This window comes from Micromonospora sp. CCTCC AA 2012012 (assembly GCF_040499845.1).
In the GTDB taxonomy this organism is placed as follows: Bacteria; Actinomycetota; Actinomycetes; order Mycobacteriales; family Micromonosporaceae; genus Micromonospora; species Micromonospora mangrovi.
The window spans coordinates 3,441,102-3,453,899 of the sequence record NZ_CP159342.1 but is presented as its reverse complement, the minus strand read 5'-3'; the positions used below and the strand labels follow the sequence as shown (position 1 = coordinate 3,453,899).

12 protein-coding genes are annotated in these 12,798 nt (G+C 73.2%); 6 read left to right on the top strand and 6 right to left on the bottom strand.

Annotated elements, in window-relative coordinates:
• Nucleotides 1–33: 33 nt before the first annotated feature.
• The 4 genes from ABUL08_RS15015 to ABUL08_RS15000 form a co-directional block, all read right to left on the bottom strand.
• The gene (locus ABUL08_RS15015) at nt 34–2,436 is read right to left on the bottom strand and encodes a phosphoketolase family protein (RefSeq protein WP_350930534.1); all 2,403 of its coding nucleotides are present in this window, start codon (nt 2,434–2,436) and stop codon (nt 34–36) included.
• A gap of 125 nt (nt 2,437–2,561) precedes the next feature.
• Entirely contained in the window at nt 2,562–3,392 is an 831-nt protein-coding gene (locus ABUL08_RS15010; protein WP_350930533.1) for a universal stress protein, read from the bottom strand.
• A gap of 92 nt (nt 3,393–3,484) precedes the next feature.
• Nucleotides 3,485–4,309 carry an oxidoreductase gene (locus ABUL08_RS15005; RefSeq protein WP_350930532.1) on the bottom strand — a complete coding sequence of 275 codons (825 nt, stop codon included), beginning with the start codon at nt 4,307–4,309 and terminating at the stop codon, nt 3,485–3,487.
• Nucleotides 4,306–4,869 (bottom strand): TetR/AcrR family transcriptional regulator, encoded by a 564-nt coding sequence (locus ABUL08_RS15000; RefSeq protein WP_350930531.1) that lies wholly within the window; start codon nt 4,867–4,869, stop codon nt 4,306–4,308. Before ABUL08_RS15000 ends, ABUL08_RS15005 begins: the two co-directional genes overlap by 4 nt.
• A gap of 111 nt (nt 4,870–4,980) precedes the next feature.
• Here ABUL08_RS15000 and ABUL08_RS14995 point away from each other — a divergent pair, with 111 nt between their 5' ends.
• From ABUL08_RS14995 to ABUL08_RS14970, 6 genes are all read left to right on the top strand, one after another.
• Nucleotides 4,981–5,217 (top strand): HTH domain-containing protein, encoded by a 237-nt coding sequence (locus tag ABUL08_RS14995; protein WP_350930530.1) that lies wholly within the window; start codon nt 4,981–4,983, stop codon nt 5,215–5,217.
• Nucleotides 5,217–5,777: a Clp protease N-terminal domain-containing protein gene (locus ABUL08_RS14990; protein WP_350930529.1), complete on the top strand. Its 561-nt coding sequence runs from the start codon at nt 5,217–5,219 to the stop codon at nt 5,775–5,777. Before ABUL08_RS14995 ends, ABUL08_RS14990 begins: the two co-directional genes overlap by 1 nt.
• Nucleotides 5,778–6,215: 438 nt before the next feature.
• Nucleotides 6,216–7,217, top strand: a complete 1,002-nt coding sequence (locus ABUL08_RS14985) for a diacylglycerol/lipid kinase family protein (RefSeq protein WP_350930528.1) — start codon at nt 6,216–6,218, stop codon at nt 7,215–7,217.
• Nucleotides 7,210–8,211 carry a YihY/virulence factor BrkB family protein gene (locus tag ABUL08_RS14980; RefSeq protein WP_350930527.1) on the top strand — a complete coding sequence of 334 codons (1,002 nt, stop codon included), beginning with the start codon at nt 7,210–7,212 and terminating at the stop codon, nt 8,209–8,211. Before ABUL08_RS14985 ends, ABUL08_RS14980 begins: the two co-directional genes overlap by 8 nt.
• 79 nt (nt 8,212–8,290) lie before the next feature.
• Nucleotides 8,291–9,781 (top strand): phosphatase PAP2 family protein, encoded by a 1,491-nt coding sequence (locus tag ABUL08_RS14975; protein ID WP_350930526.1) that lies wholly within the window; start codon nt 8,291–8,293, stop codon nt 9,779–9,781.
• Between the two features lie 4 nt (nt 9,782–9,785).
• Nucleotides 9,786–10,589: an endonuclease/exonuclease/phosphatase family protein gene (locus ABUL08_RS14970; protein WP_350930525.1), complete on the top strand. Its 804-nt coding sequence runs from the start codon at nt 9,786–9,788 to the stop codon at nt 10,587–10,589.
• A 153-nt stretch (nt 10,590–10,742) separates the two neighbouring features.
• Here ABUL08_RS14970 and ABUL08_RS14965 read toward each other — a convergent pair whose 3' ends face one another.
• Both ABUL08_RS14965 and ABUL08_RS14960 read right to left on the bottom strand, forming a co-directional pair.
• Nucleotides 10,743–11,597, bottom strand: a complete 855-nt coding sequence (locus ABUL08_RS14965) for an alpha/beta fold hydrolase (protein ID WP_350930524.1) — start codon at nt 11,595–11,597, stop codon at nt 10,743–10,745.
• Nucleotides 11,594–12,556, bottom strand: coding sequence for a TIGR03557 family F420-dependent LLM class oxidoreductase (locus ABUL08_RS14960; protein WP_350930523.1), 963 nt, complete (start codon nt 12,554–12,556; stop codon nt 11,594–11,596). Before ABUL08_RS14960 ends, ABUL08_RS14965 begins: the two co-directional genes overlap by 4 nt.
• Between the last annotated feature and the right edge of the window lie 242 nt (nt 12,557–12,798).

Below are 12,798 nucleotides of genomic sequence, written 5' to 3'. Positions count from 1 at the left end.
CGCGATCTCCTCCTCCTCGTCACCGCCGCTCGGTCAGCGACCGCTGCGCAGTTCCTCGTCGGTCTCGCGGATCCAGCGCCACTCGGCCACCCGGGGGTCGTCCTCGCCGTAGGTGCGGGTGTAGTCGCGGCAGGCCTGCCGGGCGTCGACCATCTCCTGGCGAAGGTGGGCGGCGCGCGAGGCGAGCCCCGGCACCCGGTCGATGACGTCGATGACCAGGTGGAACCGGTCCAGGTCGTTGAGCATCACCATGTCGAACGGCGTGGTGGTGGTGCCCTCCTCCTTGTAGCCGCGCACGTGCAGGTTGTCGTGGTTGGTACGCCGGTAGGTGAGCCGGTGGATCAGCCACGGGTAGCCGTGGTAGGCGAAGATGACCGGCTTGTCGCTGGTGAAGATGGTGTCGAACTCCTTGTCCGACAGGCCGTGCGGGTGCTCCGACGGTGGCTGGAGCCGCATCAGGTCGACCACGTTGACCACCCGCACCTTCAGCTCGGGCAGGTGCTGGCGCAGCAGGTCGGCGGCGGCCAGGGTCTCCAGCGTCGGCACGTCGCCGGCGCAGGCGAGCACCACGTCCGGCTCGGCCCCCTCGTCGCTGCTGGCCCAGTCCCAGATGCCCAGGCCGCGCCGGCAGTGCTGGACCGCCTCGTCCATGGTCAGCCAGTTCGGGGCGGGCTGCTTACCGGCCACCACCACGTTGATGTAGTGCCGGCTGCGCAGGCAGTGGTCCATGGTGGAGAGCAGGGTGTTGCCGTCCGGCGGCAGATAGACCCGGACGACCTCGGCCTTCTTGTTGACCACGTGGTCGATGAAGCCCGGGTCCTGGTGCGAGAAGCCGTTGTGGTCCTGCCGCCAGACGTGGCTGGAGAGCAGGTAGTTCAGCGAGGCGATCGGCTCCCGCCAGGGGATGTGCCGGGTCACCTTCAGCCACTTGGCGTGCTGGTTGACCATCGAGTCGACGATGTGGATGAACGCCTCGTAGCTGGTGAAGATGCCGTGCCGGCCGGTCAGCAGGTAGCCCTCCAGCCACCCCTCGCAGAGGTGCTCGGAGAGCACCTCCATCACCCGGCCGTCGGGGGCGAGGTGGTCGTCACCGGGCACCGTGTTGCCGACGAAGGCCCGGTTGGTGACCTCGAACGCGGCGCCGAGCCGGTTGGAGGCGACCTCGTCGGGGCCGAAGAGGCGGAAGTTCTGCGGGTTGGCGGTGATGATGTCGCGTACCCACTGGCCGAGCACGCCGGCGGCGCCGACCACCGGCTCGCCCGGCTGCTTGACGTCGACCCCGTAGTTCCGGAAGTCGGGCAGCTCCAGGTCGCGCAGCACCCGGCCACCGTTGGTGACGGGGTTGGCGCTCATCCGGTGCTCGCCCTTCGGCGGCAGCGCGGCCAGCTCGGCGACCGGGCCGCCGGTGGCGTCGAAGAGCTCCTCCGGCCGGTAGCTGCGCAGCCAGGCCTCCAGCTCGGCCAGGTGCTCCGGGTTGTCCCGCACCTCGGCGATCGGCACCTGGTGGGCGCGGAAGGTCCCCTCGACCTGCTTGCCGTCGACCACCTTCGGGCCGGTCCAGCCCTTCGGCGTACGCAGGATGATCATCGGCCAGCGGGGGCGCTCGACGTCGTCGCCGGAGCGGGCCCGGCGCTGGATCTCGGCGATCTCGTCGACCGCCCGGTCGAGCGTGGCGGCGAGGAGCTGGTGCACCGTCGCCGGGTCGTCGCCCTCGACCACGTACGGCTGGTGGCCGAAGCCGCGCATCATCTCCAGCAGGTCGTCGGTGGGGATCCGGTCCAGCACCGTCGGGTTGGCGATCTTGTAGCCGTTGAGGTGCAGGATGGGCAGCACCGCCCCGTCCCGGGCCGGGTTGAGGAAGACGTTGGAGAGCCAGCTGCCCGCGAGCGGGCCGGTCTCCGCCTCGCCGTCACCGATCACGCAGGCGACCAGCAGGTCCGGGTTGTCGAACGCGGCCCCGTACGCGTGGCTCAGCGCGTACCCCAGCTCGCCGCCCTCGTGGATCGAGCCCGGCACCTCCGGTGCCACGTGGCTGGGGATGCCGCCGGGGAAGGAGAACTGGCGGAACAGCCGCTGCATGCCCGCCTCGTCGCGGGGGATGTGGTGGTAGAGCTCGCTGTAGGTGCCCTCCAGCCAGGTGTTCGCCACCAGGGCGGGGCCGCCGTGGCCCGGTCCGGTGACGAAGATGGCGGAGAGGTCCCGGTTGACGATGACCCGGTTGAGGTGCGCGTAGAGCAGGTTGAGGCCGGGGCTGGTGCCCCAGTGGCCGAGCAGCCGCGGCTTGACGTGCTCGGGCTTCAGCGGCTCGCGCAGCAGCGGGTTGTCGAGCAGATAGATCTGCCCGACGGTGAGGTAGTTGGCCGCCCGCCAGTAGGCGTCAAGCCGGCGCAGCTCGTCTTCGGTCAGTGGGCTGTGCAGGTCGAGAGCGGTGTCCATGCTGCAATAGCCTCTCGCGGGTCGGGGACTTCTGCCACCCGGGGCGAATTCCCGCCCCGGGCCCCTTCAGCTTCGCCCGGTGCCGTCCACATGATCAGGGTCGTTGGTCCCGGGAGGTGAGGGCGTCATGCCCCGTCCGCCGGGGCGGGCGGCAATCCACGCACGACGATGACCGGGGTCGGCGAGTGATAGAGCAGCCGCTGACTGACCTCGCCGAGCATGCCCCGCCACGGCTCGTCGCCGCGCGCGCCGACGACGACCAGTTGCGCCGAGCGGGACTGTTCGACCAGGACGGTGCCGGGGTCGCCGCGGATGGTGTGGCACTCGGTCGCCACCGAGGGGTGCCGGGCGCCGTACCGGGCGACCACCTCGGCCAGCACCTCCTCGCCGACGTCGGGGCGACCGGGCTCGACCACCCGGATCACCAGCAGCCGGGTGCCGCGGCGGGCGGCGCGGACGAAGGCGAAGTCGAGCGCGGTCCGGGAACTCTCCGAGCCGTCCACGCCGACCAGCACCGGGCCCTTCGGCGGCGGCTCGGCGCGGCCCACCAGGACCGGGCAGCTCGCCCGGGCGGCGAGCTGGACGGCCGGGGCGTCCGCCGGTACGCAGGCCCCGCAGCCGGCCATCCCGCCGTCACCGATCGCCACCAGGAACGCCGACCCGGAGCTGCGGATCAGGGCCTCGACGGGGCCGCCCTCGACGATCTCGCCGCTGACCGGCACCGCCGGTTCGGCCTCGTTGGCGACCTCCCCGGCCCGCTCCAGCAGGTCCTCCGCCGCGGCGCGGGGGCCGCTCACCGACGGGGCCTCCAGTGCCGCCGCCCAGTTGAACGCGTGCAGCAGGTGCAGCGCCCGACCGTGTGCGGCGGCCTCGCCGACCGCCAGACGGACCACCTGGAGGTCCTCGTCGCCCGTGCCGATGCCGACCACCACGGCGCCGTGGGTGGGTGCGGCCATCCCGCCTCACCTCCCCGACGCCGGGTAGGGCACGACCACGCTGTCCCTCACCCACGCTAGTCGCGCGGGGACCGGCGGGTGGCCGGATCGGGTCAGCGGAACTGGAGCCGGTTCACCGCGTCGAACGCCCGCGCGCCGAGCAGCCGGCGGGTGTGCACCATCGCCCGCGCGGCGGCGGTGACCAGGTAGCGGGTGCGCGGCCGGCGAGCGGTGACGGCCCGCTCGATCACCCGCGCCACCGTCTCCGGGCTGGCCGCGAGGAGCCGGTTCTCGTACGACTTCGCCATCGCGGAGTCGACGGCGGTGACCATCTCGCGGTACGGCCCGGCCGGGTCGGCCGAGGCGCCGAGCGAGGAGGCGGCGACCGCGCCGAAGCCGGTCCGGATCAGCCCCGGCTCGACGATCGCCACGTCGACGCCGAACGGCCGCACCTCCTGGCGCAGCGCGTCGGAGATGGCCTCCACCGCGTACTTGCTGGCGTGGTAGTAGCCGCCGCCGGGGAAGACCAGCCGGCCGCCCATCGAGCTGACGTTGACGATCCGGCCCCGGCCGGCGCGCCGCATGCCGGGCAGCACCAGCTGGCTGAGTCGGCTCAGCCCGAAGACGTTCGTCTCGAACTGGGCCCGGACCCGGTCCATCGGGGTCTCCTCGATCGGGCCGTACTCGCCGTAGCCGGCGTTGTTGACCAGGACGTCGACCTGGCCGTGCTCGGCCTCGACCGCGGCGACGGCAGCCCGCATGGAGGCCTCGTCGGTGACGTCGAGGGGGAGCAGCCGGGCCCCGGTGTCGGCGAGGTCGGCGATGGCCTCGACCTTGCGGGCGGTGGCGTAGACGGTGAGTTCCGGCCGGCGGGCGAGCCGTCGGACGGTGGCCCGGCCGATGCCGGAGGAGGTGCCGGTGATGAGGACGGTGGTCATGCGGACGCTCCAGGGTGGGTGGTGAGCCCCGCGACGAGCAGCGCGACGCCGTCGCGCAGCCGCTGCCGGGGCAGGTCGGGGTCGGTGAGGTCGGCCTCCAGGCCGCGGGTGAGCGCGACCAGCACGTCGGCCACCGCGCGGGCCCGGGGGCCGGCGGCGTCGGCGAGCGTGCCGGCCACCACGTCGGTCAGCTCCCGGGTGTACGCCTCGGCGAGGTCGCCGGTGAGCTTGGTGCTGGTGTCGAGCAGCTCGGCGGCGTGCCGGCTCTCCCGGTGCAGCTTGAGGGTGAGTTCCAGCTTGGCGCCGAGCACGTCGTGCAGCCGGTCGGTCAGGTCACCGGGGGTGGCGGCGGCCTGTCGGGCCTGCTCCAGCGACCCGGTGAAGAGGCGCTCGGCGAGCCGGCGGTAGGCGTCGTCCTTGTTGCGGACGTACTGGTAGACGGCGGGCCGGGACATCCCGGCGGTGGCCGCGATGTCGTCCATGGTCGTGCGGCGCACCCCGTGCCGGGTGAAGCACTCGTACGCGGCGGCGAGGATGACGTCCAACCGTTCGTTCGACATGCTGACAATGTTTGCACAGAATGTCAGCTCGTCAAGAGTGTTCGCCGTCACGCTGCGGCACATTCGTCAACCAAGGTTGACAGGCGGACGCCGTCAACGTACGTTGACAGCATGAGTCAGGCGACGGAACTCGCGGCGGACGCCGGCAGCGCCGACCCCCGGGTCGGGCTCCGGGCGGTGCTCGCCCTGCGCCGGCTCCTCGAACGGCTGGAGGTGGTCCAGGTGGACAACGCCCGACGGCAGGGCTGGTCCTGGCAGGAGATCGCCGACGCGCTCGAGGTCAGCCGGCAGGCGGTCCACAAGAAGCACGCCGGGCGACCGGCGGTCCGAGGCACCTGGGAGGCGTGATGTTCGAGAAGTTCACCGAGCCGGCCCGCCACGTCGTGCGGCAGGCCCGGCAGGAGGCGGTCGACGGCCGGCGCAGGGTCGACACCGAGCAGCTGCTGCTCGGCGTCCTCGCGGACACCGACAGCCTGGCCGTCCGGATCCTCGCCGACCTCGGTGTACGCCCGGACGACCTGCGGGCGGCCGTGCGGCGGCACGCGGGGCTGGGCGAGGCGGACGCCGCCGCCCTCCGGGGGATCGGCGTCGACCTGGCCGCCGTGGTGGCCCGGATCGAGGAGTCCTTCGGCCCGGACGCGCTGCGCGAGACGCCGCCACCCCGGCGCCGCTGGGGGTTGCGCCGACCCGACGACGGTGGTGCCTTCTCGCCCCGGGCGAAGAGGGTGCTGGAGCTCTCCCTGCGGGAGGCGCTCGGGCTGCACCACCGCCACATCGGCGCCGAACACCTCCTGCTCGGCCTGCTCCGCGAGGGTCGGGGGGTTGCCGCGCAGGTCCTCACCGAGGCCGGCGTCGAGCTGACCGACCTGCGGCGGCGGGTCGAGACCGCACCGCGGCCGGCCGCCTGACGATCGGCCGCGGCCGGTGGGCCGGCTCGTCGCCCTGCCCGGCGCCCGGTCGGGCGGCTGGTCGATCTGTCGCCGATCTGGGGGTGTCAGGCTGCCCGGGAGGCCGCCATCGCGCCGACGTGGAGTCGATCAACTGGCCGGGGGTCGCCGGACGGCCCGGCCGTCGGGGTCCCCGCCGAGGGTCGGTCGGCTCGGCGACCGCGATCGACCACCGGTGTGCGGGCCGGAAGCGGGTAGTGCCCGAGTCGGCCGAGGCGGGATCGTACCGGATGAACGAGGCCAAACGGGCGGATGCGGGCGAAGGCGGACCGTCGCGGCGGCGAACCGGCCGTCGAGGAGGCGGCGTCGCCCTGACCGATTCTGAAACCTGCACCCGGTGCGCGCCTCATCACCGCCGGCCGAGTCGCCGGGCGGCCGGAATTGCCGCACACTGGCGCGGTGGACAGCGGACAGGACAAGCTGACGGCCGGTGACGGCGGGCTGCGCGCGGCCGTGGTGGTCAACCCGGTCAAGGTGGCCGATCTCGAGGAGTTCCGGCGGACGGTGGACGGCGCGTTGACCGCCGCCGGCTGGCCGGAGCCGACCTGGTACGAGACCACGGTCGAGGACCCGGGACGGGGCCAGACCGAGGAGGCCGTACGGGCCGGTGCCGAGGTCGTCTTCGCCTGCGGCGGCGACGGCACCGTGATGGCCTGCGTCACCGCGCTGGCCGGCACCGACGTGGCGCTCGCCGTGCTGCCCCAGGGCACCGGCAACCTGCTCGCCGCCAACCTGGGCCTCTCGAACGACCTGGCGGCGGGGCTGGCGGTCGCGGTGGAGCGCGGGAAGCGTCGACTCGACGTGGGCGCGGTCGAGGAGCAGTGCTTCGCGGTGATGGCCGGCATGGGCTTCGACGCGCAGATGCTCGACTCCACCTCCGAGACCACCAAGAAGCGGATCGGCTGGCCGGCGTACGTCGTGGGGGCCGCCAAGCACCTGCGCGACCGGCCGATGCGGGTCTCCATCAGGATCGACGATCAGCCGCCGGTGCGCCGCCGGGCCCGCTCGGTGCTGGTCGCCAACGTCGGCCGCCTCCAGGGCGGCGTACGACTGCTCACCGACGCCGAGCCCGACGACGGCTGGCTCGACGTCGCCGTGCTCACCCCGCGTACCCTGCGGCACTGGCTGGCGATGGGCTGGGCGCTGGCCCGTCGGCGCGGCAGCGTGCCCCGGATGGAGGTCTTCCGGGCCCGCACCGTGGAGATCACCAGCAACCGGGCGCAGCCCCGGCAGCTCGACGGCGACCTGATCGAGCCGGGCCGGGTGCTCCGGGCGGAGATCAGACCCCAGTCGCTCTGGCTCTGTGTGCCGCGTCCCGAGCAGCACCCCGATCTGGCGGTCGACGCCGAATCCGCCGCGGAGCGAGGCGAGCGGCTGATCGAGGAAGCCCGCCGTGAGTAGCACCCGGATGGTGCCGGAGACCCGGCTGATGGCCCAGGACGAGCTCTCCGCCGACGACGCCTGGCACACCCTGCGCCGGCAGGGCGGCTGGCACCTGCTGCGGGACGCGTTCATCCGGTTCCGCTACGGCGACGGGTTCAGCCACTCCCGGGCGTTCGCCCTCCAGCTCTGCCTGGCCGTGGTGCCGTTCATGATCGCCCTCACCGGCCTGATCACCGACCTCGGCGCCGACGAGGGCGGCAAGGTGGTCGCCGACACCCTCCTCGCGCTCACCCCCGGGCAGAGCGAGTCGGTGGTGCAGGAGCTGCTCGGCGACGGTGAACGCACCGAACGCGCCGGTGAGCTGGCGCTGACCCTCGGTCTGATCACCGGCCTGGTCGCGCTCACCAGCACCATGGCCCAGATCGAGCGGGGCGCCAACCGGATCTACGGCGTCGAGCGGGACCGCCCGGCCCTGGCCAAGTACGTCCGCGCGGCGGTCCTCGCCGTCGTCGCCGGCCTGCCCGCCCTGATCGGCTTCCTGATCCTGGTCGGCGGCCGGGCGATGGGTGACTCGGTGCAGCGGCACTACGAGTGGGGCGCCTTCGCCAACGCCGCCTGGGACGTGGTCCGCTGGCCGCTGAGCCTCGGGCTGACCGTGCTCGCCGTGGCGGTGCTGTTCCGACACGCGCCGCGCCGCAACCAGCCCAGCCTCTCCTGGCTCTTCTTCGGCGCCGGCATCGCCACCGCGCTCTGGTGGCTGGCCAGCCTGCTGCTCGCCGCGTACGTCAAGTACAGCGCCGGCTTCGGGCAGACCTACGGCGCGCTGACCGGGATGATGGCGCTGCTGCTGTGGGCGAACCTGACCGGCATGGCGCTCTTCGGCGGGCTGGCCTTCGCCGCCCAGCTGGAGGCGATGCGGATCGGCGTCCAGGAGCCGGCGCAGCCGGACCTGTGGGAGCCCGAGGCCGAGCGCGAGGACCTGTACGACACCGGGGACATGACGGCTCTCTGACCCGACGCGCCGCTGGAGCGTGTACGCGGAGCACGAATCGGGTACAGCGCGCCTCGCCAGAGGACAAGGGAGGTGCGGAGTGACCGCGGTCAAGGAGACGACGCGACGGCCGCTGGGCCATTTCGCGGGGCGGAGCATCGCGGGACTGCTCGCCGTCGCCGTCGCCGGCGTGGCGTTCGGCGTGCTGCTGATGCTCGTCCGGTTCAAGTGGGGCCCGCTCTATCACGCCGACCACGAGGCGGCGGAGTGGTTCAACGGGCTCGTCGCACCGCACCACGCCCTGGTGACCGTGCTGACCGCGATCACCGATCTGGGTGGCCGGCCGGTGCTCATCTGGCTGGTCACCATCGCCGTGCTGGGGCTGCTGATCCGCCGCCAGTCCCGGCTGGCGGTCTATCTGATCATCACCGGGGTCGGTGGGCTGATCCTGGACCCGTCGCTGAAGGCGCTGGTCGGCCGGCTCCGGCCGGTGGTCGACGTGCCGATCACCCACGCCCCGGGCAACAGCTTCCCCAGCGGGCACGCGCTCGGCTCCTTCGTCGCGTACGGGGCGCTGCTGCTGGTCTTCCTGCCGGCCATGGCACCCCGGTGGCGCAGGCCGGCCATCGCGATCGTGGCCGTGCTGGTCTTCCTGATCGGGCTGACCCGGATCGCGCTGGGCGTGCACTTCGTCTCGGACGTGCTGGGCGGCTGGCTGCTCGGCGCGGTGTGGCTCGGCGTCACCGCGTACGCCTTCCGGCTGTGGCGCCGCGAGCGGGGCCGGCCGGTGCCCCCGATCACCGAGGGCCTGGAGCCGGAGGCGGGCGACGAGATCACCCCCGCCCCCGCCGAGGAGAAGGTGCTGGACCACCCGCGCTCCTCCGTCGCGGAGCTGCTGGTCGGCTGGGTGCTCGTCTTCGGCGCCCTGTACGCCTTCGGCATGTTCGTCAGCTATCACGCCAAGGGCACCTTCTTCGCCACCCTCGACACCGAGGTGCCGCGCTGGTTCGCCGAGCGGCGCACCGACCAGCTCACCGACCTGAGCTGGTGGTGGAGCAAGTTCGGCGACACCCACGCGATCCTGCTGGTCTCGCTGGTCTTCTGCCCGCTCGTGCTGGCGGTCTGGAAGCGCTGGCGGCCGGTGCTCTTCGTGGTGCTGGCGATGTTCGGTGAGCTGAGCCTCTTCCTCGCCTCCGCCCGGGTGGTGGAGCGGCCCCGCCCGCCGGTGGAGAACCTGGACGGCCAGATGCCGACCTCGTCCTTCCCCTCCGGACACATCGCGGCGACGATCTGTCTGTGGAGCGCCATCGCGATCATCGTGTTCGCCCGTACCGACCGCTGGTGGCGGTGGCTCTTCGTGGCGATGGCCGTGATCATGCCGGTGGGCGTGGCCACCTCGCGGATGTACCGGGGCATGCACCACCCCACCGACTTCATGGGCGCGATCCTGCTCAGCGCGCTCTGGATCGGCCTGCTCTACTGGGTGGTCCGGCCCAACGAGGACGTCCGGCGGGGCAACCGGCCGGCGATCGAGTCCGAGCAGGTGGCCGAGCTGGACGACGAGCTGGCCAAGGCCGCGCGCCCGGAGTGACCTCGTGCTGCGGGTGATGACCTGGAACATCCGGACCGGCGGCCGGGACCGGGGCGGCGACGACCGGCTGGACCGGATCGTCGAGGTCGTCACCGGGCAGCGGCCGGACGTGCTGGCCGTTCAGGAACTGCGCGGCTTCGACCGGGGTGGGCTGCTGACCGACGTGGCGGGCCGGGTGGGGATGCTTCCCCACCTGGCCCGTTCCTGTTTCGGGCAGCCGGTCGCGGTGCTGGTCCGCCCGCCGCTGCGGGTGCTGGCCCCGGGCCGGGTACGCCGGCCGTTCCACCACGCCGCCGCGACGACCGTGGTCGCCACCTCGGGTGGCCCGTTGACCGTGGTCAGCGCCCACCTCAACCCGTACTCCGGTGGACGGCGACGGATGGAGGCCGACTGGCTGGCGGCGGCGCTGCGCCGCCGGGGCGGGCCACTCGCGCTGCTGGCCGGCGACCTGAACACCCTCGACCCGACCGTGGACCACGTCGCCCGGCTGGCCGGGCTGCCCGACCGCTACCGCCGCCGGCACCTGCGCCGCGACGGTCGTACCGTCGACACCCGGGCGGTGGCCCGCCTGCTCGCCGCCGGGCTGGTCGACCTCTGGGCGGCGACCGGGGCGCCGGAGCCGGCCGGGCTCACCGTGCCGACCCGGCACGGTGGGGCGGAGTTCGCCGGGATGCGGTTGGACTACCTGCTCGGCACCCCGGCGGTGGCGGCGGTGACCCGGCGGGTCACCGTCGCCCGGGGCGGCCCGGCCGACACCGCCTCCGACCACTACCCGGTCGTGGCCGAGCTGGACCTCGATCCCGCCTGAGCGCCGAGCGGACCGGCCCGCTCCCGCCTGTCAGAGGATCAGGTTGAGCAGCACGGTCAGGACGACCGAGGCGAGGATCGAGAAGAGGATCATCAGCAGGCAGCCGAGGCCGCCGCCGAGCGGCCGGATCTCCGTGTTGCCGATGCGCATCGGTCAGCCTCTCCAGGTCGGGGCGAGCAGGTCCCGGATCGCCTCGGCGACCTGCGCGGGAGCGGTCGTGGCGACGTTGTGCGCGGCGGCCGGCACGGTCACCGTACGGGCGGCGGGGACGAGCCGGGCGGCCTCCGTACGCCAGGCCGGCGGGACGACGGTGTCCCGGGCGCCGGCGAGCACCAGCGTCGGCGCGGTGATCCGGACCAGGTCGGCCTCGATGGCGTTGTGGACCGAGTGGGAGAGCGTGGCGAACACCCGCCAGGGGCGGGCGTTAGCCACGTCGCGGAGCAGGATCGGGGCCTGCAACGGGGCCTCCCGTGCGGTGTCCACCAGCCACCGGCCGAACTGGCCGCGGCGGGACCGGGCCGCCGGGTCGCTGGTCGGGCCGGCCAGCACCAGGGCGGCGACCAGCTCGGGCCGGTCGGCGGCGAGCCGGGCGACCACCTCCGCGCCGAACGAGTGCCCGAGCAGGCAGACCGGACCGGGCCGGTACGCGTCGAGCCACGACGCCAGCCACGCCGCGTGCCGGGACACGTCGTACGCGGTGCCGGGGCGCTCGGTCAGGCCGAAGCCGGGCAGGTCCGGCACGTACACCAGATGGGTGGGCCCGAGCGCGACGGCGAGCGGGGTGAGATAGCGGTGCGAGACGGCCAGGCCGTGCACCAGCACCACCGGCGGCGCGCCGGTGCCCGGGTCGGCCGACCGGCGGGTGTGCGTCCGCACCCCGTCGACGAGCCGGAACTCGCTGGTGAGGCCGGCGGCGGGCCGGGGTGCCGCCAGGGCGAGCCGCAGTTGCGCCGGGCCGAACCGCCCCGGCGCGGAGACCGTGCCGGGGCGGTTCGCGGTCAGGCTCACAGCTCGCGCAGGCGGGGCAGCAGTTCCTCCTGCGCCCAGTCCAGGAACATCGGCTGGCTGTCGCCGCCCACCTGCACCAGGGCCACGTGGGTGAAGCCGGCGTCGACGAACTTCTTGAACGCCTCGACGTGCCGGTCGGTGTCCGGTCCGCAGGAGATGCCCTCGGCCACGTCCTCCTCGCGGACGAACTGGGTGGCGGCGGCGAAGGAGTCCGGCCCGGGGAGGTCGGCGTTGACCTTCCAGCCCATGCCGAACCAGCGGAACTGGTCGTGCACGATCTTGCGGCACTCGGCCTCGTCGGGGCCGTAGCAGATCGCCACCTGGCCGTAACGGGGCTGGCCGGCGCCGCCCGCGTCGTCGTACATCTGGATGATGTGCCGGTCGGGCTCGGTGGCGACGATGCCGTCGCCGTACTCGGCGGCGAGGGTGGCGGACTGCCGGCCGGAGGCGGCGATGGCCATCGGCACCGGCTGCCCGGGCCGGTCCCAGACGTACGCGTCGGGGACGTCGAAGTGGTTGCCGGAGAAGGTCAGCGTCTCGCCGTTGAGCAGCGGCCGGATGATCTGGAGCGCCTCCTCGAACATCTCGTGCCGCTGCTGCACGTGCGGCCAGCCGCCGACCACGTGCTCGTTGAGGTTCTCGCCGGCGCCGAGGCCGAGGGTGAACCGGCCGTCCGACAGCACGCCGATGGTGCTGGCCTTCTGCGCCACCACGGCCGGGTGGTAGCGGCGGATCGGGCAGGTCACGAAGGACATCAGCTCGGCCCGGCTGGTGGCGTGGGCGACCGCCCCGAGCACCGACCAGGCGTAGGGGGAGTGGCCCTGCGAGTCCAGCCACGGGTAGTAGTGGTCGGACATCACCAGCTGGTCGAAGCCGGCCGCCTCGGCGCGGACCGCGTAGTCGACGAGCTGCTTGGGGCCCGCCTGCTCGCACATCAGGGTGTAGCCGACCTTGACCATGCTGGTTCTCCTTCCGGGCGGATCGTCACCGGTTACCCCGCAACCGGGTGGTCAACCCTGGTGTCCGCTTCCGCGGGCCGACATCTTGACGGGACGGCCGATGCTGCCTAAGGTCCCGCTTAACCGGTTCAGACCGGGGTGGCGACAACATCCTGTGGTGGGGATGACCGCCCCTGTGGTGGTCCATGGCGACATGGGCCACCACAGGCTGCCGCCCGGAATGGTCCGCGAACTTAACCGGT